Genomic DNA, 25540 nt, shown 5'->3' with positions numbered 1-25540 from the left:
ATGCGTCAATACCTCTTAATCACAAATTGCGGAGAGCAACACATGACCAAACATCACTGGCAGAACTGGGGCGGTAATCAGGCATTCGACTGCGACAGCCTCGCCCGGCCTGACGACGAAACCGCTGCCATCGCCCTGATCCAGCAGGCCGTGGCGGAAAAAAACAGCGTGCGCGTGGCAGGCAGCGGTCATTCGTTTACCCCGGTGGTCGAAACGAAAAACCTGCTGCTGGATCTCTCGGCGCTAAGTGGCGTGATTGCCTGCGACAGCGAAAAATTACAGGCACAAGTGCGGGGCGGTTCGGCGCTGGCCTCGCTCGGCGCACCGCTGTGGCAGGCGGGCATGTCAATCGCCAACCAGGGGGATGTGGACGCGCAGTCGATTGCCGGGGCGATTGCGACTGGTACCAAAGGATCGGGCATTCATTACGGTTCGATTTCATCTCAGGTGACCTGTCTGCGGGTGGTCAACGGGCGTGGTGAGGTGATGGACATCGATGCCAGTACGCCGGAGCTGTTAAGTGCGGCGCAGGTGTCGCTGGGGATGTTTGGTCCGGTGCTGCGGGTAGGCTTACAATTGATTCCCGCCTACAGCCTGCACGAAGAAAACATCATCCTGCCGATGGAGGAAGTGTGGAATCAGTGGGAATTTCTGCTGCGTGAGTACCGTCATTTTTCCTTCTGGTGGATGCCGGGAGCGCATTCTGCCGACCTCTATCAATTGGGCGCAGTACCTGCCGGGCACTGCTTCGTGAAGTTACTACGCGAAGTTCCCCACGCCGCACCCGGCACTCCCGTGGGTGAGATTAACCGCCGTACCGATCAGGCCTGGCGGATTTATCCCGATGGCACTACCGAATCAAAATTCCATGAGCTGGAGTACATGGTCGATGCCGGGGATGCCCGCGCGGCGGTACAGGCATTACAACAACTGATGCTGACACAATTCCCTGATGCGCAGTCACCGTTGCAGGTGCGCTGGCAAAAAGCCGATCAGGGTTTTCTTTCGGCGCAATCAGGCCGCGACACGACCTCACTCTCCGTCTCCGGCGAAATTGGTAAAAACTACCTGCCATTCCTGCGCGCAGTGGACAGCACTCTCGCTGAATTTCAGGCGCGCCCCCACTGGGGCAAATTGCACTTTCTCAGTCGTCAGCGCGTGGCTCAGCTGTATCCGGATTTCAACCGCTTCGTGCAACTGCGTCGTGAGATGGACCCACATAACCTGTTCCTCAATCCGCACCTGGCGCCCCTCTTTAGTTGATCACCGATTCAGATTCGGCGCGCTACAACGGCGGATTGAGCAAGAAAAAAGCAGATTGACAGCCCAAGTGTCGAATGTAATATATTACCCATTACCAACAACGCAAGGTGGCACCGACAGATGAAAATCGCTGCAATCGAAGTGTATGGCTATGAACTGACTTACGCCCACGGTGAATACGTGATGTCAGGTGGGCGCGCGGCGCAAAGCCAGGCGTCTACCCTGGTCCGTCTGGTGACGGACAGTGGTGAGGAAGGCTGGGGAGAGAGCTGCACTCTCGGGGGAACTTACCTGCCCGCGTTTGCCGGTGGCACACGGGAGAGCGTGCGGGCAATGGCACCGGCACTTATCGGTCTTGACCCCACCAATCTGGCGTTAATCCACCAGCAAATGAACGCGGTGCTGCTCGGCCAGGAGAGCGCCAAAAGCGCGATCGATATCGCCTGCTGGGACCTGTTGGGAAAAACCGCCGGTCTGCCGATTGCCCGACTGATTGGTGGTATCGCCCAGCCGGATTTTCCGCTGTATGAGGCGGTGCCACTCTCCTCACCCGCGGCGATGGCGGAGTTTGTGCGCCTGCGTCAACGTGAAGGCATCAACCGCTTCCAGTTGAAAGTGGGTAACGATCCTTATGAAGATGCGGAGCGCACCCGTCGCGTCGTCGAGGCGTGTGATAAAGATGCGATGATTGTCGCCGATGCCAATGGCGGCTGGAACCTACAGGCGGCGGCGGTGGCGTTACGTGAAATGGCCGGGCTGGACATCATTGTTGAGCAACCCTGCCGCGACACTGCGGATTGTGCACTGGTCCAACGCATGAGCAGCCTGCCATTATCGATGGATGAATCGGTGGTCAACGCCGCCGAATTGTATCGCGCCAAATATGATGCCGGAGCGGTATCAGTCAATATCAAACTGGCACGCGTTGGCGGGATCACCGGTGCGGTGCGCATGCGCGACCTGGCGCAGGATCTTGGCATGACCATCGTGATTGAAGATGTCTGGGGCGGCGATGTCACTTCGGCAGCGGTGGCGCATGTAGCAGCCAGCACCCGCCCGGATGCACTGCTGCACGCCTCGTTCTTTAACGACTGGACCAAAGAACATGTCGCCGGTTATCAACCCCGTTCAGAACAGGGTCGCGGTACCGCACCACAAGCCCCTGGTTTGGGTATCAAGGTTGATCGCGACCAACTCGGTCAGCCGCTGTTCCGGGTGGATTGCCATGAATAACAGCCGCAGCTTACCCGCCAGCGCGCTGGCATGGCTCGACCGCGCTGATCGCCAGGAGATTCTGGCGGTGGATTCCCATACCTGTGGCAACCCGACGCGCATCGTGCTGTCTGGCATCACCCTGCCGGAGAATGTACAAGGTGTGGATGCGGCGCGCCTGTGGCTACGCAACCATGCCGACCACTGGCGGCGACGTCTGGTACATGAACCGCGCGGAGGCGGCCTGACCTGTGCGGTACTGCCGATTGCCACGCAGGAAGACGACTGTGATATTGGCGCAGTGATCATGGAGCCAGGTTCTTACCCCCCCATGTGCGGCCACTGCATGATTGGTTTTGCCTCGGTGATTGTCGAGATGAACCTGCTGCCAGGATTGTGGCAGGACCATCCGCAGCAAACTGCTTTCCACATCCGCACCCCGGCTGGCCCGATTGGCATCACCGCACGCCGTGAAGGTGAGCGCTTCACCACCGTGACCATGGTGAATGTTGAATCCTTTGTGGTGAAAACCCCCCAACCGTATCAGGTTGATGGCCGCACCATGCCCGTTGAATTGCTGTATGGCGGCGACTACTACATCTCGGTAGATGCCAGCCAGATCGGGTTATCGCTGGCGCGGGATAATGCCACGGAAATCGTCCGACTGGCACGTCTGCTGCGCGCAGAATATACCGCTGGCGGGGTATGTGATCCTTTGTCCGGTGAGGAACTGGATGTCTATCAGGTGTTGTTTTATCACTACGAGCCCGCTCTGCCGCAGGATGCCAGTATTGTGGTGGTAGCCCCACCCGGGGTGATAGATCGTTCACCGTGCGGCACCGGCACCAGCGCGCTGTTCGCCAAATTGGTGAGTGAAGGCAAAGTCGCACCCGACTCCACCGTCACGACCCACAGCATTATCGGATCGACCTTTAGCGTCAGCGCGCAACAGGTGCGCGAAACCACCGATCGTTTGTATATCAAACCGGCAATCACCAGTCGGGCCTATATCAACGGTTTTCTTATCCTTGCTGCCGATGCGGAAGACGCACTCGCAGATGGTTTTCCCCCGCTTTAATCATTTATTAACGGAGATTCAGCACATGATCCTTAAGGGTGTACTTTCTGCCATCGTTACGCCTTTCACCGCTGACGGTGAAAAAATCGATGAAGTTGCACTGCGTAAGCTGGTTGAGCAGGGTATTGCGGATGGCGTCGACGGTTTCGTTCCCGCAGGCGGTACCGGAGAATTCTCGGTGCTATCCCACGATGAACGTCTGCGTCTGGTAGAAATTGTTGTGGACCAGACCGCTGGCCGTGCTTCGGTGCTGGCGCATACCGGTGCCACCTCCACGCGTGAAGCCGTCGCGTTTTCCAAACACGCACAGGACGTGGGAGCCAGCGCGATTATGCTCGCCACCCCCTATTATGAGCCAATTGGCTTTAACGAAGCCTTCGCCTATTACGCAGGCGTAGCAGACGCCACCGATCTGCCGATTTGCGCTTATAACTTCCCACCGGCTACCGGATTACATCTTGACGTCGATTTTTTATTAAAACTGACGCGTGAAATTCCACAGGTGAAATATGTGAAGGACTCATCTGCCAATATTATGCAGATGAGTACGTTAATTAATGAGCATGCCGATGAAATCCATTTCCTGAATGGCGAAGACGTTTTAATGCTGCCGGCATTAATGTTGAAAGCACCGGGCATGGTGATGGGGATTGCCAACTTTATGGCACCGGCGCTGGCGAAGCTGCATCAGGCCAGCCAGAGCGGCGATGATCAGACGGTGGTGACTGTCTGGCGACAGATTTATCCTCTGATTTGCCTGCTGGGATCAGGCCGCTACAACAGCGGCGTGAAAGCCGCATGTGAATTGCTGGGGCTGTCAGTCGGGCCAGTACGCGCACCGATTCCGCAATACACCAATGAACAAAAAGCGGTGCTGAAAAATGTGCTGGCGGAAATCGATCCGGTCCTCCTGACCGGTGCTGCACGCTAATCCTGCATTATTTGCCGCCTGAGTAAACCAGGCGGCGCGACAACCAAAAACCCTGCGTGGGCCGTTCAGATTTATTCTGACGATGACCTTCCCTGCGCCGTTTTCGCTGTCGCGTAAGTGATTCATTTAAATTAACTGGAGATGAAAACATGAAGTCAGCGATATTTTCCGGTGTTATTCCCGCATTAATGACGCCCTGCACCGCGGAACGTCAGCCGGATTTTGATGGGCTGGTGCGTAAAGCACAGCAATTATTAGCTAAGGGTATGTCGGCCGTCGTTTATTGCGGCTCAATGGGCGATTGGCCGCTGCTGACCGATGCGCAGCGCATGGAAGGGGTTGAGCGTCTGGCGAAGGCCGGAGTGCCGGTAATTGTTGGCACCGGTGCCGTCAATACCGCGTCTGCGGTAGCCCATGCCCGTCATGCCCAGCAGGTGGGCGCAAAAGGATTGATGGTCATTCCGCGCGTCCTCTCTCGTGGTTCGGTCATTTCCGCGCAGAAAGAACATTTCAAATCCATCCTCGCGGCGGCACCGGATTTACCGGCAGTGATCTATAACAGCCCCTATTACGGCTTTGCCACCCGCTCCGATCTGTTCTTCGCCCTGCGCGCTGAGCATCCCAATCTGGTTGGGTTTAAAGAATTTGGTGGTCCGGATGACCTGCGCTACGCCGCCGAACATATCACCAGCCGCGACGATGATGTCACGCTGATGGTGGGCGTTGATACCGCAGTGGTACATGGTTTTGTCAATTGTGGTGCCACCGGTGCGATTACCGGCATTGGCAACGTGCTACCGAAAGAAGTGATTCATCTGTGCAACCTGTCACACACCGCAGCAGCCGGTCACGCTGAAGCCCGCCAGCGCGCCCAGGAGCTGGAACAGGCGTTGGCGATTCTGTCATCTTTCGATGCAGGCCCGGACCTGGTGCTGTTCTTCAAATACATGATGGTATTGCAGGGAGACAGGGAATACGCGCTGCACTTCAACAGCAGTGACGAACTGAGCGCCAGTCAACGTGGTTATGTGGAGCATCAGTTGAAGCTGTTTAAAACCTGGTATGCCGACTGGAGCCAGTTGCCGGGCGTAATTCAGGAAACGAAAGCCTGATGTACAACCCGGACTGAGGCAGGATGGTCAACTACCTCCCATTAACGTACGTCCCCGAGCGATGCCAGAAACAAAAAGGCCGCCTTAACAGGCGGCCTTGATACATCTTAACATTTATTATTTGTACAATTCAGCGGTCATATGAACACGGTTATTGGTGTTCGCTTCGGTGATTTTGTACTGTGCACCCTGCTGTGCGGCCTGCGCGGCGATTTTCGCTTCTGCACCGTCCAGCGTTGAAGAGGTGACAGAGATGCTCTGCGCGAAGCTGGCTGCTGACATCAGGGAAAGAGCGGCGACAGCGGCGATGGACAGTGCTTTGATAGTTTTCATGGTCTTAATCCTTAATTTGTTTGTTTAGAAGGCTGTGTGCCTTCGATGGAAGTAATAATAACTACAGTTATCGTTTCGTGATTGATAATTAGTGCGATAACTGTGATCGTGCTAATTATTACCTTATTTAGTCAGTTCAGCTGACAGGTAAGCACCGTTGTCCACGCGTGCGCCGGTGATTTTGTATGACGCCCCTGTCTGTTTGGCCTGTGCAGCGATTTTGGCTTCTGCGCCATCCAGGGTAGAAGCGGAAGCAGTAATGCTCTGCGCAAAGCTACCGAAAGAAACCAGTGACAGGGCGGCAACTGCAACGAAAGTTTTGATAGATTTCATGGTCATTTCCTAAGAAGTTTGTTTAATCGGTGAGGCGTTGTGCCTCGATGTGAGAGAGAATAGACCTGACGGCGGGGGAGTAAAAGCTGAGGGATTTGCTGAAAGAATTCAAAAAAATTGAATGAAAAATTTAACTGCAAAAAAGCCCGCTCCAAAGCGGGCTTAGATTAAACGTCGATCACCTTCCCTTCCCGTGCCGCCAGATACATCGCTTCCACTACCTTCACCGACAACATAGCGCGCTCACCATCGGCCGCAACTTCCCCCTGTTGCAAACGCTCCACAATTGCCTGTAACTGGCGCAACTGACCGACCGTGGGGTAGTCACGCGGGTCCGTCGGATCGGCAAAGCTAAAACTGGCCGGGATCGCATGGGTCTGACCACTTTCGGACGTACTGCGGAACACAATCTGATCATGCTCACCATTGATAATCACCGATCCCCGGGTGCCGCTGATGGTCAACAGATGACGCTGTCCGGGGTAGGCACAGGTCGAAGATGACAACGTACCCAGCACCCCGGATGCGAAATGCAGCACTGCCACGGCAACATCTTCGGTTTCAATCGAGTGATATGCGGTACGCGTAGCGGCATACAGCGAACGCACCGGCCCCAACAAAAACTGGGCCAGATCAATCAAATGCGTAGTTTGGGTGATCAGGCAGCCCCCACCCTCCAGCGCCTGCGTGCCACGCCAGGCATCGCGGGTGTAGTACAAATGAGGACGAAACTGGTTATCAACAATATTGACCAGTGTGATATCACCCAGTCGCCCCGCGGCAATATCCTCTGCCACCTGACGGGCGGCGTCGGAATAGACACGCTGATAAATCACAAACAACCCCACGCCTGCCAACCGGCAGGCGTCGATGATGTTTTGCGCACGATCCGCGCTGATCTCCAATGGCTTTTCAATCACCACATGTTTCCCGGCACGCGCCGCTTCCACGGCATACTCACGATGCAAGCCGTTGGGGGTGGTGATAATCACCACGTCCAGTTCCCCCTCATTAAGAAACGCCGTCAGCTCGTTAAATGATCTGGGGATAGCATATTGGGTCGCAAAGGTTGCCGCCTTATCACCGTCCCGTGCCAGCACGGCGTTCAGTTTTGCGCCTGCAACCTTTGCCAGCTCGCGGGCATGGGTTTCCGCTGCCACCCCCGCACCAATAATGCCAAAGCGAATTGTGCGGGTAGAGGTCATGCTTTCTCCTTTACCGCTGACAGGGTGCCACGCTGCGTCAGGGCGGCCAGCCGCATTTTCAGTTGCTGCGCTTCCTGCTCCATCAAATGGGTACGCGCCCGGCGGGCAGCTTCGTGACCGGTACCGGTGGCGATTTCCATATTGCCAATCTCGGCAAAATAATCACCGGCAAAATGGATATTCACATCGCGGCGTTCGCAATAACTTAGCATCGGTTGAAAATCGAAGCCCGCCGGACGGTAGGTGTTCCCTGGTTCCCAACGCTGCACGATGGTTTCTTTCACATGCCCCTGTAATTCCGGGAACATTTTGTAGACGTCAGCCAGATAGCGATCGCGGATCTGCTCATCCGTCAACTTCAGCATTTCACGCGCGGGTGCCCCACCCGAATAAACCATCAAACTGCCGCCCGGTTTACGTGGTCCGGTACGCAGTGGGTTGGCGTGGTTAAAGAACATATCGAAGGAAGCATCTGGCGTCGTGATGGCATAGATGTCGTCATAGGGCATCGGCCCGGTTTCATCGGTGATGATACCCATCGTCGGGAAAGGTCCGTACTGGACATTTTTCAGCGTGGTACGAACATCATCGGGGATATCCTGTACGATCTTATCGGCGAAATGCGCCGGCACTGCCACGATCACCTCTGCCGCGGTGACTGTCTGCTCGCGACCTTCGCTTTCGAATACCACCGAGACTTTATTGCCCACTTTCGTCACTGATTTCACCGTCGAGTGGTAACGTACGCGGTCGCCCAACATTTCCATCATGACTTCGCCAAAACGGCCAGAACCACCGTTCAGGTTCAGCGCCATTGAATCGCCTTTACCTGCCCACACCGCACCAAACAACGAAACGCCAACCCCAGCGTGCTGATCTTCCATCTCCGCAGCCGCACGGCGCGCGGCAGACTGGAACAGCGCTTCAAGGCGCTTCGGCAATGGCCCCATAAAATCACGGAATGACTCATCCGCCAGATAACTTGCCACACGGGCGCGGCGACGCTGATTGTTTTCGCCATACACCGGTTTCATCGCCTGCTGCCAACCCTTCACCGCTTTGAGAATTTTTAACCCGCGCATGGCCAGCGCAAAACGTTCGCGCAGCGTCATCGACATGGTCAGCGGCAGCGCGGATACCGCGTTGGGTTTGTACACTTTGCCGCCCCAGCAGATGGCAAATTTGTTGCCGGGGATGGTGATCACGTCCAGACCAATAGAATGCAGGATATTACGCATATGTGAACCGGCAGGTGGGAACAGATGTCCCCCGAGGTTAAGCCAGTAATCACCACGCGACATGGAATAGAGGCGACCGCCAAGACGATGCGTTTTTTCCAGAACGAGAATATTACGATCTCTCAGTTCCCAGGCTGCGGAACAACCTGAAGGACCACCACCAATAACAATGACATCAAAATCAGTTACTTCCATTCTATTTCACCTCAATTGCCTGCATGTTCAATGTGATAGCCGTAGCGGCATAACCTCGCCTCCACGGGTGAGTAAAGCGAAAACCAGGGGCACTTGCAATGCTGTGTATAATGGGTAATATATTACCCGTTACATCGCATTGTCAATGGACTGGCTTTTTACACAACACCGTCGTGCCGCAAAATCAACCTGAGGAGAGCGTTAATGAAAGTTTTCAGTTTCCGTCTGTTGTGCCTGGCAGCCACGATGGCGACGGGTGCGTTTTTTATAACAACAAGCTATGCACAGATGACCGTCGCCAAAGTAGATGCCGTTGCTGCTCTGGTTCCACCTGCAATTAAAGACGCCGGGGTGCTACGTATCGCGGTACCAGATATCGGTAAACCGCTGGCCTATAAAGAAGGCGGTAGTTTAAAAGGAATGGATGTCGAACTGGCGAATGCCGTCGCTCAGACTATGGGGCTGAAAGCGGAGATCAGCCTGATCCCCTTCTCCGCCGCCCTGACCGGTTTGCAGGCGAATAAGTTTGATATTTCTTATGGCGAGTTTTATGTCACTGCTGAACGGCTGAAAACTGCGGATTTCGTCTCGAACTGGCAGGATTACAGTACTTATCTGGTGAAAAAATCCAGCGGCTTCAGCCCGAAAACCCTGGCAGATATTTGTGGTCACAAGATGGGTGCTATGGCAGGTTCCGCCGAGCTGGCAACACTGAAAACCGCTTCCGATAAATGTGGCAGCAATGCCGCCGCCATCAGTGCATTTCCTTCTATTAATAATGCCGTGCTGGCTCTGAACAGTGGCCGCGTAGATGGGGTATTGATGAACCGTGGCGGCGCACAGGAATCGATTCGCCTGGATCAGGGTCTGGATGCCTCCGGTGCCATTGGTGGCGGTCCGACGGCCACGGCCGTGGCGCGCAACGACAATTCCGCCCAGCTACTGGAAGCGCTTAAAGGGGCTTATGAGCATCTGATCACCAGCGGTGATTACGCGAAAATTCTCACTAACAATGACACTGCCTACGGTGCGGTGAAAACGATAGAAGTCTATAAAGAAGGCTCCACCCCGCCGACTTACAGCTTTTGACCCATAAAACTCTCCCAGCCGGGAGAGTTTTTTTATATGGGGAGATGTCATTAATCTATTGCCAGGAGAAATCATTACGCTGGCAAAGGAAAGGTTATCCACGTAAAAGTGTTGACCAATCACCATAATACGGAGTTAAAAATTAATTATCTTTAATTAATTAGATAGAAGCACAAGTACATTATTGTCATACCAGCAGAGATGGCTCTTTGTCAGGAAACGTGTCAAAATTACTGGCATGTAGCATGTTATCGTTTACTGCGGATTTTACTGGAGTATCTATGGAAAACGTAAACCAATTACGGCAAACCAATCTGAGGGATCAGGCACTTTCCATTCTGAAATTGCGTCTGTTATCGGGCGATCTTGCGCCGGGCAAAATTTACTCGGCTTCCGCGCTTGCGGAAGAGCTGGGTGTTTCTAACAGCCCGGTGCGCGAAGCCATGTTGACGCTGGTGAACCAGGGTCTGATGGAAGCGGTGCGCAATCGTGGTTTCCGCGTGCTGCCCTTCAGCGATAAAGAGCGTGAGAACGTTTATGAACTGCGCATGTTGCTGGAAATTCCGTCGATGATGAAACTGGCCGGCCTGAAAGAACGTATTGAGCCGCGTAAAGATGAGTTCGCTAAAATTGCCGCTGATATGGTGCAGTTCGCGGAAACCGGCGATATTGCAGGCTACCTGGAGATGGATCATCAGTTCCATCTTGGCCTGTTATCGTTACTGGAAAATGAACCGCTGGTGGCGATTGTGGAGAACCTGCGCGACCAGTCACGCCAGTATGGCCTGAAGGCGCTGCGCGAAAGTGGCGACTTGGTCAAATCCGCTGAAGAACACCAGCCGATCCTCGATGCGATGTTGGCAGGTAACGCCGAGTTAACTGGCGAACTGATGAAAAGCCATCTCAGCCATATGGTGGGTGACTGGGCGGGCTGACAGATAACAACAGCCCGTCAGCGAACGGGCTGTTGCTTAAACCGGGTTCAGTGACTCAGTTCGGATTGCTTAATTTGCAGCGCATGAGCCACATCAGGCAACATAGGGAAAGAACTTTGTCCACCGTATTTCTGAATTGAGCAGGAGCTGATCTCGGCGGCAAACGGTACGGCTTCCGCTAATGAAATCCCCTTCACAAGACAGTAAGCAATCCCACCAATAAAGGAATCGCCCGCCCCGGTGGTATCCACAACATCCGGACAGAAAACCGCCGGAAAATGTTGCGCACTCACGTCGCCAGAGATGACCGCCCCCTTCTCGCCTAACGTGACGATCACCTCACCTGCGATGCGTTTCTTCAGCTGCACAGCGCAGCTCAAAGCTTCCTCAACCGAGTTAACAGGCGCAGCGTGCATAAAGCCTGCCTCAGTCTCGTTGACCACCAGATAATCGACCAGCTTGAGGGTTTCATCGGGAATATGGCGAGCCGGGGCGTTATTGACCAGAATTTTGCTGCCCAACCGGTGGGCCTTTTGAATGGCGTATTCTACGATAGCTGACGGGATTTCTGACTGGAAAATAACCAGAGGTTTATTCTCGAACAATGTGTCCGTAATATCCTCTTCGGTGACCAGATAGTTGGCCCCTTTGATGATCGTACTGCAATAATCACCCGATTCTAATATCTGAACAATACCAATGCCTGAGTTATTACCCCGTGCGGCAATATGACTGACCACAACATTGTTTTCAGCGAGCGATGAAATTAACTCTTTGCCATAGATATCATTGCCGACGCAACCCACCATGCTGACGTTTAGCCCAAGTTTGGCGCACTGCACCGCTTGATTCGCACCTTTTCCACCTGGCATCAACATTAATTCATTACCCGTGAAGGTTTCACCAATATCAGGCAGGCGATCCTGTTGAACCAGGATGTCATAGTTCAAACTGCCGATAACCACCACATCAACTTTCATAATCAAGTCCTTAACTGACTGTGCGTTTGGATGCCACAGCGTTTCTGGTATTGTGTAAACTTTCCTGACTGAATTCACTGGTCTTGCTGGCGATAATGGTGAAGATTGCATCCAGAATATTCAGATGAACAATGCGTGTCGTTGCGTTCTCACCGGTAATCGGATTGTTTTTTACTGAAGAAATAATCGCATGTCGCGAGATGTGACTTAACGGACTGTTGGGATAATTGGTCAGGCAAATCGTCTCCGCACCTTTTTCATTCGCCATTTTCGTCATATTGATAATGTCGGTTGTCTGGCCGGAATGAGACACCGTCAGTAAAATATCACCAGGTCGCATCAACGATGCGGTCATCAACTGCTTGTGGCTATCACTGAATACCGACGAAAAAATACCAATCTTAAGCAGCTTGTGATTAAAATCTTCACAAATTGAACCGGAACCACCGCAACCAGCAATCACTATCCGTGCGTTTTCACTGCGTTGAATAAACAGGGCGGCAACGGATTTCACCACCGCAATATCTATCGCCTTTAATGCCTCCTGTAGCGCAAGGATTGAATTATACAGTGTGCTTTCCACAATTTTCTCAGTATAAAATTCACCACCCGAGACGGGAGGAACATCAATAAACTCCTCCGAAACAGTGATGTTTTTCCCGATATTCATTTTTAAATCGTGGAAGCCAGTGAATCCCAGCTTTTTTGCCACTTTGGTAATACTGGCTACACTGACATCAAGATAATCGGCAATATCGGTAATAGACATGGAAGCCAGCGTTTCGGGATTATCATCAATAAATCGTGCAATGGACCTTTCTTTTCTTCCTAACTCCGGTGCCAGCGTACGCGCCAGTAAAAATATTTCGTTTCCTTTTAAACGATTATGCATACTACTCACCCACCAAATAACCTTCTGCGGAAAAGGTTAGCATGTGCTCTCAGCGCGAAAATGTTAACTACGTCACAGGTTGTGAAATGTTTTATTTTTGTATTTTACTCGGAGTAAAATTTTAACCGTCATTCTCTGATTATGATTTTACTTTCAGTATCATTTGCATCATGGCATTTACCCCAAAAGCAAGTTGCCTTATAACTCTGCCGACGTTCCATTAAAGGTAAAAGCCATGAAATTCTCGTCCCGTATCAATTCATTTCGATCTCGCCCTGAATTATTCTCAGCAAAGAATAATATGGACACCTGTGATCTTATTACTCGCATGGGTCAGGCTGAAGGTCTTACCCACATTGAATTGAATTATCCTGAACATTTTATCGGTCAGGACAAGTCTGTGATTAAATCCTGCATCGCCGATAACGGTTTAAAAGTTGGCGGCATTGCCCTGCGTTATAACAAAGAGTTTATTAACGGCGAATTTACCAATCCCGATGAGGCACTGCGTAATAAGGCCATCCGCATTACGCTGGAAGCCGCAGAAATGTGTAAATTCCTCGGCGGCAACACGGTCACGCTCTGGTTCGGCTATGACGGCTACGATTATCCCTTCCAGCAAGATTACTTCAGAGCCTACGAATTACTGGTTAACGCCTTGCAACAGGTGACTCAAGCTCACCCGGATATGCAGTTCAGCTTTGAATACAAACCTTATGAGCCGAGGACGTTTTCCTTTATCGGGGATGTTTCTTCAACATTAATGTTGATCGACGATGTGGGTTCGCCAAACTTCGGTATCACTCTTGATTTCTGTCACATGATCATGAAAAAAGAAAACCCGGCTTTTTCATTATTCCTGTCGGCGCGTAAAAACAAGTTAGTTGGATTTCATCTGAATGATGGCTATGGTCATTTTGATGATGGATTAATGCTGGGTTCTGTACATCTGATGCAGACGCTGGAATATATCTATTATGCGAAGCGTGTGAATTTTGACGGTCTGGTTTATTTTGATACGTTCCCCAGCCGGGAAGATCCGGTAGCAGAATGCGCGCAAAACATTCGCATGTATAAAACGCTGTCGAATTTTATTGATCAAATTGGTCTGGAAGAAATGGAACGTCTGATCAGAGATCAGGATGCGATTAAAGTTCAATCCCTGGTTCTGAAGATGATTAATTAATAAAAATTATATTTATCTTACCTCGTCTCTTTATCCATACAGTGCCCTGCACTGGGGGGAACTATGTTTAATCTACTGGGTTTACCTAAAAATTTGTTGTGGGGTTATATTGGTCTGACAATATTCATGATTGGTGACGGTGTTGAACAGGCATGGATATCTATCTGGTTAGTTGAAAAAGGGTTATCCGTTGCTGAAGCCTCGTTCCTGATTACCGCCTATGGCATCGCGGTAACGCTGGCGGCCTGGGTCACTGGGGTCTTTGTGCAGACACTGGGGCCGCGCAAAGTGATGCTGTATGGTTTGATTGCTTTTGTCGTGGGAAGCATTGGCTTTATCGGCATCGGCTTACATTCGATGCACATGGCCATGATGCTGCCGTTCTATGCCATTCGCGGCATCGGCTATCCACTTTTTGCTTACTCCTTTCTCGTGTGGATTAACTACAGTACGCCGCTGGAACGCCGTTCAACCGCAGTGGGTTGGTTCTGGTTTACCTTCTCCCTGGGCTTGAGCGTGATTGGGCCTTTTTTCTCCTCGCTGGCGCTTCCGGTGATGGGGGAGATCCATGTGCTGTGGACCGGGATGGGATTCGTAATTGTGGGCGCCACCCTGGCAATTTGGGTAAATCGCGACAAGGTTCCTGCATCAGAAATCCATCCTTTTAGTGCCGCTGAATTGATGAAGGGCATCACTATCCTGCAACGCCCGGTGATTGCAATGGGGCTGGTGGTCAAATCAATCAATGGCGTCGCACAATATGGACTGGCAACCTTTCTGCCGCTGTATCTGATCAGTTTTGGCTACAGCAAAACCGAGTGGTTGCATATGTGGTCGGCTGTGTTTGTCGTGGCTATTTTCGCCAATCTCTTCTTTGGCTTCTTTGGCGACAAATTTGGCTGGCGTAATACCATTCTTTGGGTCGGTGGCGTGGGCTATGCCATTGTGTTGGTTCTGGTCTGGCTGGTGCCTCAGCTGCTGGGCCATAACTTCTATGCGATGGCGTTTGTCCTCTGCCTGTGCGGGGTTACGATGGCGGGTTATGTACCGCTTTCCGCCTTGTTCCCGATGCTGGCCCCTGAAAGTAAAGGTGCCGCCATGTCAGTACTCAACCTCGGTGCCGGATTGGGTGCCTTTATCGCTCCGGCGATCACCGCCCTGTTCTACACCTCTTTAGGTGCTGGCGGTGTACTGGGTATCTACGCCGGGCTATATATTCTGAGCGCAGTACTGACACCGTTCCTGAAAACCCCGGATGAGCTGGGTTCCCAGGTGGCGATGAAAGATAAAGCCGCATGATTCCGTCATACAGAATATGACAACCAGAGCGCCTGTGGCGCTTTGGTTGTCTTTTGCTTAGGCGTGCGTTTTTCTATCTGCCAGTAACCGATCCACAAACTGCACGACTTCCGGCTTATTTCTCTCTATTTCGGCGATTTTATCTGCAAACTTCGGCAACCAGGCTTTGTGCGCATACAACAGTTCATCCAGCACTTTAATCGCCGTGTCGCCCGCCGGTATCAACGGATTGATGGTAAAGGCATGTAACGCCGCACCATAATCACCGGTAACAGCCGCTTCAATCACCGTCTCTTCCATCGCCTTCATCAGCTGAATCATGCCGCGTGCGGCAGACGGCAATGCGCCCCAGCGCAACGGTTCAGGGCCATGTGAGGTAATTGATGCCGTCACCTCCACGATGCAGTCAAACGGCAGGTCGGCAATTGCTCCGTTATTACGGGTGGACACCACCATTAATTTGCCGCTGTTGTTATGAATCGATGCGATGAGATCACAGGCGGCATCACTGTAATGCGCGCCACCGCGCTGGCTGAGTTCTTCCGGCTTGTAGTTCAGGTTAACGTCTTTATACAGTTCAAACAGACGCGCCTCCGTCTTTTTCACCACTTCAGCACGGGTTTCATAGCGTTCGAACTCCTCAACCGCATGGGCCAGCATCGGCTCCTGAAGGTAGTAATAACGATGATAACCACAAGGCAGCACCCCGAGGTGTTTCACCTGTTCATAATGAAACGGGATCTGGTGGATGTTCTTCAGTCCCTCATCCGTTTTCGCCCGGTGCTCCGGCGCATAGATTTTCTCGATCAATTCGGCGGTACGTTCATTACCCTGCTGGTCCCACACGCGGTGCCAGTGAAAATGGTTAAGACCGGCAAATTTGAAGAACAGATCCTTTTCCTCTTTCGCCAGCACTTCACACGCCTGGTTGATATGGCCGAATGGCACATTACACAAGCCGACGGTTTTCTCCCATTTGCCTTGTTTAATCGCTGCTTCGGTCACCATCCCGGCCGGATTGGTAAAATCCACCAGCCATGCATTTGGACAGAGTTCGCGCATATCTTTGATGATATCGAGGATCACCGGAATGGTGCGGAAAGCTTTAAAAATACCGCCAGGACCGTTGGTTTCCTGGCCGAGCAGCCCGTTTGCCAGCGGGATCACCTCGTCTTTCAGTCGGGCATCCAGTAAACCAACGCGGAATTGGGTGGTGACGTAATCAGCATCTTTCAGGGCTTCACGCCGGTCGAGGGTCAGATGTACCTGCCAGTCCAGTTTTGCGGCGGCAATCATACGCTTTGCCATGTTGCCGACGATCTCCATTTTCTCCGCACCCGCGTCGATATCGACCAGCCACAATTCGGCAATCGGCAATTGTGCCTGTCGGACAATTAACCCTTCTATTAATTCAGGGGTATAGCTTGAACCTCCACCGATAGTGACAATTTTTATCTTATTTTGCATAGGACAGCACTCCGTCAGGTTACAGGTCAGGCAACAGCGTGCCAGCCTGATAATGACCAGCATTCGCCCTCACCTCGTGGATGATATTTTTCCTGGAGACTGAATATATTTATTGAAAACAGGACGCAGGTTTTATTAATTTTGTAGCGACAAAATACGTTTGATAGTATTTAACACCGCATTTTCATCATTAGAACCTGTAATAAAATTCGCCACTTTTTTAGTTTCATCAAATGCATTGCGCATGGCGAAGCTGTATTCCGCTTCAGAACGTAATTCAATATCGTTATAACCGTCACCGAACGCCATGATTTCATGACGATCAATATTTAACATTTCCTGAAGTCGCCGGATGGTGCTGCCTTTATGTATCCCCTCATTGGCAATATCGATCCACGCAGCTTCGGCCACCACGATATACACTTGATGTTCAAACGGCGTCAGAGACGGACAAGTCTGCGGGCAGCTTCCCGTTTCGTCATAGACCGTAATTTTGACAAAATCGTCAGACAGGTTGCGTAGCGGCGCGATTTATCGCGCGTTTTTACGGGAGCGCGATAAATCGCGCCGCTACGCGTCAACAAACTGCCTTAAAGTTGCTCACCATTGCTGGCGATAACGGTTTTATACCAGTCGAAACTTTTCTTTTTGCTGCGGGAGAAATCGCCGGTTTCATCATCATTACGATCGACATAAATAAAACCGTAGCGTTTGCTGTACTGGCCGGTGCCAAATGACACACAATCCAGACAGCCCCACGGGGTAAAGCCCATCAGGTCAACGCCATCCTCCAGCACCGCTTTCTTCATCTGTTCAATGTGGGCGCGCAAATAGTCGATGCGATAGTCATCATTGATCTCGCCATTGGCTTTCACTTTATCGATGGCACCAAAACCGTTTTCCACGATAAACAGCGGTTTCTGGTAACGCTCATACAACGCGTTAAGGGTGTAACGCAGCCCAACCGGATCAATCTGCCAGCCCCAGTCTGATGCCGGCACATGCGGGTTTTTGCGGCTGCCGGGAAAGGCTTCCAGCGGCGTATGCGCGGTTTGCGTCGCCGTTGCGTATTCCACGGCGTTGCTCATGTAATAGCTGAAGCCGAGATAATCGGTGCAGCCTTCACGCAGCGTCTGCTCATCACCGGGGGCCATTTCAATGTGGAATCCGCGACGTTCCCATTCTTTCTTAATGTAAGAAGGGTAAGCACCACGCATATGCACATCGCCGAACAGATAGCGATCCTGCATCGCTTTTTGCGCGTACATCACATCGTCCGGGTTGCAGGACCAGGGATAGAGCGGCACCATCGCCAGCATACAACCAATTTTGAAATCCGGATTGATGGTATGACCGAGTTTCACCACCCGAGCGCTGGCGACAAACTGATGATGCAGCACCTGATACATCACCTCTTCCGGTTTCTCATGGTCAGTGAAAATCACCCCGGAGTTGCTGTATCCGTACAACGGCCTGCGCCAGTTGCGCTGGTTGTTGATCTCGTTGAACGTCATCCAGTATTTCACTTTGTGTTTATAGCGCTTCAGCACCACTTCGCTGTAACGCACAAACAGATCGATCAGTTCACGATTCAGCCAGCCGCCATACTGCTTCACCAGATGCAGCGGCATCTCAAAGTGCGACAGGGTAATGACTGGTTCGATACCGTGCTTCAGCAGTTCGTCGAACATGTCGTCATAGAACTGCAAGCCTGCTTCGTTCGGGGTTAATTCGTCCCCTTTGGGGAAGATGCGCGTCCAGGCGATTGAGGTGCGGAAACATTTGAACCCCATCTCAGCAAACAGCGCGATATCTTCTTTGTAGCGATGGTAAAAATCAGTCGCCAGATGGTTGGGGTAATGTTTTCCCGTTATCACACCGTCGGTGATCTCACGATCCACACCGTGTGCGCCACCGGTTAACACATCAACGATGCTTGGACCTTTACCGCCCTCATTCCAGCCACCTTCTACCTGATGGGCCGCCACGGCACCGCCCCATAAAAAACCTGCCGGTAATTTGTCAGACATAATCCTTCCTTTAAGTAGATTAACGACGTCTTGCGACATTAATGCGTTTGGGTTTTGCTCAGTTCCTGCACCTCGCGGTGCAGATAAATCAGTTCTTCCACCAGGTCACGGCACAGCATGGCGTTCATCAGATGATCCTGTGCATGCACCATGATCAGATTGACCGGGATCTTGCCGCAGCCTTCATCCGCACCAATCAGTGAGGTTTGAATTTTGTGCGCTTCACGCGCCGCCTGGCTGGCGTTTTCCAGCATCGCCTCCACCACGCCCCAGTTGTGTTTGCGTGCCTCCTGTAAGGCCTGCATCGCCGAGGAACGCGCTTCTCCGGCATGGATAATCAGTTCCATCACCGTGGTTTCCATATCGTTCATCACTTCATCTCCTCTGCCAGGGTTTCATGCGCCATCTCCGCTTCCTGTTGCAGCAGCTGGCGTTCATACATCTTGAAGAACGGGTAATAAATCAGGGTCGACAGGCCAATCAGGAACAGCACCAGTACCACTGCACGCCAGTCCCAGCCGGTGGACCAGGCCGCGCCAATTGGTCCGGGTGTGGTCCAGGGAGCCAGAGAAATCACATGGTTAATCAGATTGGTACGCGTGGCCGTCCAGGCGATGATGGCGTTCAGCAATGGCGTCGTGATAAACGGAATAAACAGCAGCGGGTTCATCACCACCGGTGAGCCGAAGATAATCGGTTCGTTGATGTTGAACATGCCGGGCACCAGGCCGAGACGCCCGATAGAACGCAGATGAGCGGAACGACTGCGCAGGTAAAGAATCACCAGCCCCATCGTCGCACCTGATCCGCCGACGGTAATAAAGAACTGCCAGAAAGGTTCGATAAAGATTTTCGGAATGGGCTCCCCGGCGGTTAACGCTTCCTGGTTAAGCCCCAGATTACTCAGCCAGAATGCCTGCAAAATACCGCCGACAATTGCCGCGCCATGAATACCGGCAAACCACAGCAGATGGCACAGCAGCACCGCAATCAACACCGCAGGCAGGGAATCAGCCGCGGAAATGATCGGTGCGAATACCGCCATAATTGCCTGCGGAATCAGTAAGCCAAAGTTGCTCTGCATAAACAGATTCAGCGGATAGAGCGTCAGGAAGATCACCACAATCGGGATCAGCAGATCGAAGGACTGACGAATTTTCGGCGGCACCTGCTCCGGCAGTTTGAAACCGATGTTGTACTTCACCAGCAGATGCATCACCTCGGTACAGTACAGGCTGATCAGAATGGCAGTAAAAATCCCTTCCCCGCCCAGTGAGGCGACGGAAAGCGCCCCATCTTTTGCAGGTGCGGCCACCACCAGAAACGTCATCAACGCCAGCAGCGCCGCCATCAGGCCGTTAAGTTTGTAGCTCTGGGCCAGGTTATAGGCAATCGCACCGGTAATAAACACCGCCATAATGCCCATCGTCATGTTGTAGGGCATCATCAGTTGATCGTTGTATTGCTTAACGATACCCAGCCACCACTGGGCAAATCCCCACTGGCTGGTTTCACTGAACGGAGGATGCGAGAACAGCAGCATAAAAGAGCCAACAATTAAAAATGGCATCGATGCAATAAAGCCATCTTTTATCGCCACCACATGTCGCTGCGAGGAGAGCCGCGCGGCAATGGGACTGATACGATTCTCGATCACCCCAAATAATGAATCAGCCAGTGTGCTCATTATGCCCCCTTATGGGAATCAATCAGGGAAAGGGCAGACTTCAGAATTTTTTCACCATTCAGCATGCCGTAATCCATGGTGTTAATGACGGTGACAGGTTTATTAAATTCTGCTGCGCGTTGTTGGAAATCCGCCAGCTTGTATTTAATTTGTGGACCGAGCAGACAACAGTCGTAATCGGCGATTTTATCCCGGAACTCCTCCATACCTACCGCTTCGATACGGGCATCCAGACTCAGCTGCACCGCGGCTTTTTCCATTCGCTGCACCACCATGCTGGTGGACATTCCTGCCGAGCAACACAATAAGATTTTAACCATGACACCCTCCTTTTTTTCTAAATTCTTACGCGTCACTCGCCATCTCTGCAACCGGTTACATATTCAATTTATCTTTTTTGTGATCTATAACTCAAACGAAGTATCGTCTTATTTTGTGATAAAGTTAAAATAATCTGCAACCGGTTTCAGATTATTCCATCCCGATGCTGTTTAATTTTAACAACATAGACAATGCGTTATTTTAAGGCAGGCTTTTACTGTTGCCGGGATTATTGGTTACAATAGGCAGGTGAGCTAACAAGGAACACGAATGATTACCATGCTTGATGTTGCCCAACGTGCGGGCGTTTCGAAGGCAACCGTATCCCGTGTACTGGCCGGACACAGTTATGTGTCCAAAACGGTGCGCGACAAAGTGATGCAGGCAGTCGAGGAGATGGGGTATCGTCCCAATCTGGTGGCACGTAACCTGGCGACCAACCGTTCGCATAGCATTGGCCTGATGGTGCCTAATACCCTTTATCATGGCCCGTTTTTCAGCGAACTGATGTTTCAGGTGGCGACCCTGACCGAACAGCTCGGCTCCCAGTTGGTGCTGGCCGATGGTAAACACAGCGCGCAGCAGGAGCGCGATGCCATTCATTTCCTTATCGACAGCCGTTGTGATGCGGTGATCATTTACCCGCGTTATCTGAGCGTGGAAGAAATCGACCAACTGATCCCCACCCTGAGCAAACCCCTGATCATCCTGAACCGCCGGCTAAAAAAATTTCCCCAATATTCCGTCTGTGCCGACCATGAGAAAGACACTTTCGATGCGGTGAATTATTTGATTCACCGTGGGCATCGCGATATCGCGTTTATCAAAGGGATGGGCAGCTCTCACACCGGTCTCAGTCGATTAAAAGGGTTTCAGGCCGCGATGACCCAAAATAATTTGCCAATGGCACCGGCGTTGATGCTGGATGGCAGTTGGACCATGGAAAGCGGTAAGCAAGCCGCTGAAGAATTGCTGGCACGCAACGTGACATTCTCGGCGATTGTTGCCAGTAACGACGATATGGCTATCGGGGCCGCCTCTGCCCTGTACAATGCGGGCAAGCGCATTCCGCAGGATGTGTCGCTGCTCAGCTTTGATGATATTCCCATCGCCTCCTACACCATCCCGGCGCTGACATCGGTGCATGTGCCGATGGCAGAAATGGTCGCCAGCGCCCTCGCGCAACTCACGAAAATGCTGGATGGCGAGGAGGTTAGCGCGTTGTCTCTGATGTGTGGCGAATTGATCCATCGGCAATCCGTTGGTGATGGCCCCTATGGTTAAGTAAAACGTCGTGTGCATCACAATTCATCATTAACCGCTCGGGATTGTTTTGACAGCACTTTGCCGCTGACGTTAGAACTGTCGTCAGGCGTGTAACTGGGTAACCAGGCAAGACCTGAAGCTCGCTTCCAAATCGGAAGCCGGCTTCAGGTCTTTTTTTTGGCAAAAAAAGAGGGTGGTATATGGATTATCAAGCCACAGCGAAAGCCGTCATTGCGCATGTCGGCGGTGCCGGGAATATCGATCACATTGAACACTGCTCCACCCGACTGCGTCTGACCCTGCGTGACAATACGCGTATCGACCAACCCGCTCTCGCTGCCATTCCCGGCGTGTTGGGGGTACGCGTCAATGTGCAATGCCAGGTAATCATTGGCAAGGATGTGGTGGAAATCTATGACGCAGTGAAAGCGCTGGCAGCCGGACAGCCAGCAACCGGTAGCCACAGTGAAGCCCGTTGGGCAGCGCGCTGTGTAGATTTTGTGATTAGCGTCTTTCAGCCACTGGTGCCTGCCATCGCGGGAGGCGGGGTACTGAAGTCACTGCTAATCCTGCTTGATCTACTCGGTTGGCTGCCGCGCAGCAGCGATACCTACAAAATACTGGACAATATCGGCTCGGCACCCCTGTACTTTTTGCCCATTCTGGTCGCCATTACCACTGCCAACAAACTTAAAGTGAATGTGCTGGTCGCGGTATCCGCCGTGTCGGTGATGGTACTGCCGATGATGTCAAAGCAGCTGGCGGAAGGTATTACGCTGTTCTCCTTCGACCTGAAGAATATCGCCTATGCCTCACAGGTGTTCCCCGCCATCTTGTGCGTACTGTTTTATTCCCGCGCGGAACGGTTCTTCAATCGTTACTCCCCCTCGGCGCTACGCATTTTCCTGTCACCAATGTTATCTCTGCTGGTCACCGTGCCAGTGACGCTGTTGATCCTCGGGCCACTCGGTTTTGAGCTGGGTTCCGGGCTGGCGACGGTGATCCTGTGGCTGTACAGCAAGCTGGGATTTGTCGCCACCGCTCTGCTGGCCGGGGTATTACCCTTTATGGTCGCGGCAGGAATGCATAAACCAATGATCCCTTATGTCGTGGCGTCTATGGGGCAGTTCTCCCGTGAGATGTTGTATCTGCCCGCCTCGCTGGCGCATAACATTGCCGAAGCGGGTGCCTGCCTGGCGATTGCGTTGCGCAGTAAAGACAAGGTGATGAAGTCTACCGCGCTCTCAGCCGGGATCTCTGCCTTGTGCGGCATCACCGAACCCGCGCTGTACGGCATCACGCTGCTGAATAAAACCGCGCTGTACGCGGTGATTGCGGCCAGCGTGATCGGCGGTGGCTTTTTAGGCTGGATGACGGTGGAAGCCTTCGCGCTGGTCAGCCCCAGCCTTGCCAGTATCTCGATGTTTATCTCGCCCACCAGCCCGTGGAATATCCTGTACGCCTTGCTGGGCGCCGGTCTGGCATTTGCCATCTCATTTGTTGCCACATTGTTTTTCTGGCGGGAAAAAGCCGCTCAGGTGACCGATTTCAACCACTTTGTTACGCCGGCTGAAGGGCGACTGATCCCGCTGACCGAGGTGCAAGACGATGTTTTTTCTGCCGGTATTATGGGTGACGGCATCGCCGTGATACCAACCAGCGGCAAACTGTTCGCACCGGCCAATGGAGTAATCAGTAACGTTTTTGACAGTGGGCATGCCGTAAGCCTGCTGACGACTCAGGGGGCAGAAGTGATCCTGCATATTGGTATCGACACCATCAAACTTAACGGCAAAGGTTTCCATCCACGCGTCACGGCGGGACAAACCATACAGGCCGGTGAACTGCTGGTGGAATTCGATCTTGATGCCATCAACACGGCAGGTTTTGATCCCGTCATTGTGATGGTTATTACCAATAGCGAACGTTTTTCCTTCACCACTAACGCTGCTGACACCCCACTCACCCTTCATTCCCCGATCATGACGTTCAAGGAGTCTGTATGACGGTAACGCAAGCCACCTTTCCCCGAGGATTTTTATGGGGTGCCGCGATTGCGGCTAATCAGGCCGAAGGCGCCTGGAATGTGGACGGTAAAGGGCCATCCGTAGCGGATGCCATCAACTGGAAACCCAATCTGGATCTCAAGGATTTCACCGCACACATGGCGGTGACCGATGAGAATGTGGCGGATGCGCTCAATGGCACTCATGATGCCTTCTACCCGAAGCGCCGCGGCATCGATTTTTACCATCACTACCCGCAGGACCTGGCGCTCTTCGCCGAGATGGGGATTAAAGTGTTACGTGTTTCCATTGCCTGGTCCCGTATCTTCCCCGATGGCGAAGAGTCTGCGCCAAACGAAGCCGGTTTAGCGTTTTATGAGCGCCTGTTTGGTGAAATGCGCCGGTTAAATATCGAACCACTGGTGACACTGTCGCATTATGAGATGCCGCTCAAACTCAGCGAACGTTATAACGGCTGGGTGCACCGCAATGTGGTCGATGCCTTCGTTCGTTTCAGCAACGTCTGCTTCGACCGTTATAAAGATTTGGTGCGTTACTGGCTGACGTTTAACGAAATTGACAGCATCCATCGTCATCCGTTTACCACCGCAGGCATCCGTGAAGATAAATGCGCACCGGGCCAGGAAAAGCAGGATATTTATCAGGCACTGCACCATCAGTTTGTCGCATCGGCGCTGGTGACGCGTGATTGCCATGCCAAAATCCCCGGCAGCCAGGTCGGTTGTATGCTGACCAAGCTCACCACCTATCCGCGCACCTGCCATCCTGATGATGTGCAAGCCAGCCTGAAAAAAAACCTCGAAAATCTGTTCTATGCCGATGTTCAGGTGTTTGGCAGCTATCCACCGCTGATCAAACGCGACCTGGAACTGCGCGGCATCGAACTGGTGATGGCCGCTGATGACCTCGACATCCTGCGGCAACACACCGTCGATTTCGTCTCCTTCAGTTATTACATGTCGATGACCGAATCGACCCAACCTGATGCCGAGCGTACCGCCGGAAATACTGTGCTGGGGGTGAAGAATCCTTACTTACCGGCCTCCGACTGGGGATGGCAGATTGATCCGGTTGGACTGAAGATTTCGCTGCTGGAGCTGTATGATCGCTATCGCAAGCCGCTGTTTATTGTGGAAAATGGTCTTGGCTGCAAAGATGTGGTTGAAGACGGAAAAATTCACGACAGTTACCGCATCGACTATTTCCGTTCTCACTTTGAACAAATGCGCGAGGCGGTACATGAAGGTGTCGAGCTGATGGGTTACACCAGTTGGGGCACCATTGATATCATCAGCGCAGGCACCTCACAAATGACCAAACGCTATGGTTTTATCTATGTCGATCAGGATGATGAAGGCAACGGCACGCTGGCACGCCTGCGCAAAGACTCGTTCTGGTGGTATCAGAAGGTTATTGCCACCAACGGCAGCGACCTGAATTGACAACACAGGGACGGGTATT

General features: G+C 52.3%; 23 protein-coding genes and 1 pseudogene. 12 read left to right on the top strand and 12 right to left on the bottom strand.

Annotated features, from left to right (window positions below):
* Positions 1-42 precede the first annotated feature (42 nt).
* The 5 genes from AC6I8N_RS23720 to AC6I8N_RS23700 all read left to right on the top strand — a co-directional run bounded on the left by AC6I8N_RS23720 (position 43) and on the right by AC6I8N_RS23700 (position 5596).
* The gene (locus tag AC6I8N_RS23720; RefSeq protein ID WP_497831315.1) at positions 43-1263 is read left to right on the top strand and encodes a D-arabinono-1,4-lactone oxidase; all 1221 of its coding nucleotides are present in this window, start codon (positions 43-45) and stop codon (positions 1261-1263) included.
* Positions 1264-1383: 120 nt separating this feature from the next.
* The gene (locus AC6I8N_RS23715; RefSeq protein WP_497831314.1) at positions 1384-2496 is read left to right on the top strand and encodes a mandelate racemase/muconate lactonizing enzyme family protein; all 1113 of its coding nucleotides are present in this window, start codon (positions 1384-1386) and stop codon (positions 2494-2496) included.
* Entirely contained in the window at positions 2489-3553 is a 1065-nt protein-coding gene (locus AC6I8N_RS23710) for a proline racemase family protein (protein WP_497831313.1), read from the top strand. The genes AC6I8N_RS23715 and AC6I8N_RS23710 overlap by 8 nt, the downstream gene beginning before the upstream one ends.
* A gap of 25 nt (positions 3554-3578) precedes the next feature.
* Complete coding sequence (locus AC6I8N_RS23705) at positions 3579-4484, top strand: dihydrodipicolinate synthase family protein (protein ID WP_497831312.1); 906 nt, start codon at positions 3579-3581, stop codon at positions 4482-4484.
* Positions 4485-4633: 149 nt separating this feature from the next.
* Entirely contained in the window at positions 4634-5596 is a 963-nt protein-coding gene (locus AC6I8N_RS23700; protein WP_497831311.1) for a dihydrodipicolinate synthase family protein, read from the top strand.
* A 117-nt stretch (positions 5597-5713) separates the two neighbouring features.
* On the opposite strand, the gene AC6I8N_RS23695 is transcribed toward AC6I8N_RS23700, so the two are convergent.
* From AC6I8N_RS23695 to AC6I8N_RS23680, 4 genes are all read right to left on the bottom strand, one after another.
* Entirely contained in the window at positions 5714-5929 is a 216-nt protein-coding gene (locus AC6I8N_RS23695) for a YdgH/BhsA/McbA-like domain containing protein (protein WP_013508022.1), read from the bottom strand.
* 123 nt (positions 5930-6052) lie between these two features.
* Positions 6053-6262 (bottom strand): DUF1471 domain-containing protein, encoded by a 210-nt coding sequence (locus AC6I8N_RS23690; RefSeq protein WP_497831310.1) that lies wholly within the window; start codon positions 6260-6262, stop codon positions 6053-6055.
* Positions 6263-6429: 167 nt separating this feature from the next.
* The gene (locus AC6I8N_RS23685; protein WP_497831309.1) at positions 6430-7467 is read right to left on the bottom strand and encodes a Gfo/Idh/MocA family protein; all 1038 of its coding nucleotides are present in this window, start codon (positions 7465-7467) and stop codon (positions 6430-6432) included.
* A complete protein-coding gene (locus tag AC6I8N_RS23680; protein ID WP_415174101.1) occupies positions 7464-8900 on the bottom strand; it encodes a protoporphyrinogen/coproporphyrinogen oxidase in 1437 nt (478 codons plus the stop codon). Before AC6I8N_RS23680 ends, AC6I8N_RS23685 begins: the two co-directional genes overlap by 4 nt.
* 204 nt (positions 8901-9104) lie before the next feature.
* Here AC6I8N_RS23680 and AC6I8N_RS23675 point away from each other — a divergent pair, with 204 nt between their 5' ends.
* Together AC6I8N_RS23675 and AC6I8N_RS23670 are read left to right on the top strand one after the other, a co-directional pair.
* A complete protein-coding gene (locus tag AC6I8N_RS23675) occupies positions 9105-9989 on the top strand; it encodes a transporter substrate-binding domain-containing protein (RefSeq protein WP_497831308.1) in 885 nt (294 codons plus the stop codon).
* A 281-nt stretch (positions 9990-10270) separates the two neighbouring features.
* The gene (locus AC6I8N_RS23670) at positions 10271-10924 is read left to right on the top strand and encodes a GntR family transcriptional regulator (RefSeq protein ID WP_497831307.1); all 654 of its coding nucleotides are present in this window, start codon (positions 10271-10273) and stop codon (positions 10922-10924) included.
* 47 nt (positions 10925-10971) lie between these two features.
* Here AC6I8N_RS23670 and AC6I8N_RS23665 read toward each other — a convergent pair whose 3' ends face one another.
* Together AC6I8N_RS23665 and AC6I8N_RS23660 are read right to left on the bottom strand one after the other, a co-directional pair.
* Positions 10972-11904, bottom strand: a complete 933-nt coding sequence (locus AC6I8N_RS23665) for a ribokinase (RefSeq protein ID WP_497831306.1) — start codon at positions 11902-11904, stop codon at positions 10972-10974.
* A gap of 10 nt (positions 11905-11914) precedes the next feature.
* Positions 11915-12796, bottom strand: coding sequence for a MurR/RpiR family transcriptional regulator (locus AC6I8N_RS23660; RefSeq protein WP_497831305.1), 882 nt, complete (start codon positions 12794-12796; stop codon positions 11915-11917).
* 235 nt (positions 12797-13031) lie between these two features.
* On the opposite strand from AC6I8N_RS23660, the gene AC6I8N_RS23655 reads away from it, so the two are divergent.
* Together AC6I8N_RS23655 and AC6I8N_RS23650 are read left to right on the top strand one after the other, a co-directional pair.
* Positions 13032-13982, top strand: a complete 951-nt coding sequence (locus tag AC6I8N_RS23655) for a sugar phosphate isomerase/epimerase family protein (RefSeq protein ID WP_208727250.1) — start codon at positions 13032-13034, stop codon at positions 13980-13982.
* A gap of 63 nt (positions 13983-14045) precedes the next feature.
* The gene (locus tag AC6I8N_RS23650) at positions 14046-15281 is read left to right on the top strand and encodes an MFS transporter (protein WP_497831304.1); all 1236 of its coding nucleotides are present in this window, start codon (positions 14046-14048) and stop codon (positions 15279-15281) included.
* A gap of 57 nt (positions 15282-15338) precedes the next feature.
* On the opposite strand, the gene AC6I8N_RS23645 is transcribed toward AC6I8N_RS23650, so the two are convergent.
* The 6 genes and pseudogenes from AC6I8N_RS23645 to AC6I8N_RS23620 all read right to left on the bottom strand — a co-directional run bounded on the left by AC6I8N_RS23645 (position 15339) and on the right by AC6I8N_RS23620 (position 20785).
* Positions 15339-16748 carry a 6-phospho-beta-glucosidase gene (locus AC6I8N_RS23645; protein WP_497831303.1) on the bottom strand — a complete coding sequence of 470 codons (1410 nt, stop codon included), beginning with the start codon at positions 16746-16748 and terminating at the stop codon, positions 15339-15341.
* Positions 16749-16883: 135 nt separating this feature from the next.
* Positions 16884-17261 (bottom strand): annotated as a pseudogene (locus tag AC6I8N_RS23640) (HAD family hydrolase); the annotation flags it as partial.
* Between the two features lie 77 nt (positions 17262-17338).
* Positions 17339-18778 (bottom strand): 6-phospho-beta-glucosidase, encoded by a 1440-nt coding sequence (locus AC6I8N_RS23635; protein ID WP_497831302.1) that lies wholly within the window; start codon positions 18776-18778, stop codon positions 17339-17341.
* A gap of 38 nt (positions 18779-18816) precedes the next feature.
* Complete coding sequence (locus AC6I8N_RS23630) at positions 18817-19149, bottom strand: PTS lactose/cellobiose transporter subunit IIA (protein WP_208727245.1); 333 nt, start codon at positions 19147-19149, stop codon at positions 18817-18819.
* The gene (locus AC6I8N_RS23625) at positions 19149-20465 is read right to left on the bottom strand and encodes a PTS sugar transporter subunit IIC (protein ID WP_497831301.1); all 1317 of its coding nucleotides are present in this window, start codon (positions 20463-20465) and stop codon (positions 19149-19151) included. The genes AC6I8N_RS23630 and AC6I8N_RS23625 overlap by 1 nt, the downstream gene beginning before the upstream one ends.
* Positions 20465-20785, bottom strand: coding sequence for a PTS sugar transporter subunit IIB (locus tag AC6I8N_RS23620; RefSeq protein ID WP_013512635.1), 321 nt, complete (start codon positions 20783-20785; stop codon positions 20465-20467). Before AC6I8N_RS23620 ends, AC6I8N_RS23625 begins: the two co-directional genes overlap by 1 nt.
* A 271-nt stretch (positions 20786-21056) precedes the next feature.
* Here AC6I8N_RS23620 and AC6I8N_RS23615 point away from each other — a divergent pair, with 271 nt between their 5' ends.
* The 3 genes from AC6I8N_RS23615 to AC6I8N_RS23605 all read left to right on the top strand — a co-directional run bounded on the left by AC6I8N_RS23615 (position 21057) and on the right by AC6I8N_RS23605 (position 25521).
* A complete protein-coding gene (locus AC6I8N_RS23615) occupies positions 21057-22070 on the top strand; it encodes a LacI family DNA-binding transcriptional regulator (protein ID WP_497831300.1) in 1014 nt (337 codons plus the stop codon).
* A gap of 182 nt (positions 22071-22252) precedes the next feature.
* A complete protein-coding gene (locus tag AC6I8N_RS23610) occupies positions 22253-24058 on the top strand; it encodes a beta-glucoside-specific PTS transporter subunit IIABC (protein WP_497831299.1) in 1806 nt (601 codons plus the stop codon).
* Positions 24055-25521, top strand: a complete 1467-nt coding sequence (locus AC6I8N_RS23605) for a glycoside hydrolase family 1 protein (RefSeq protein WP_497831298.1) — start codon at positions 24055-24057, stop codon at positions 25519-25521. Before AC6I8N_RS23610 ends, AC6I8N_RS23605 begins: the two co-directional genes overlap by 4 nt.
* The last annotated feature ends 19 nt before the right edge of the window (positions 25522-25540 follow it).

It is taken from the genome of Pantoea sp. X-Soil-TKNS-1279, assembly GCF_059730565.1.
Note: the sequence above shows the minus strand (reverse complement) of the source record. Positions and strands in the feature narration are given on the sequence as shown.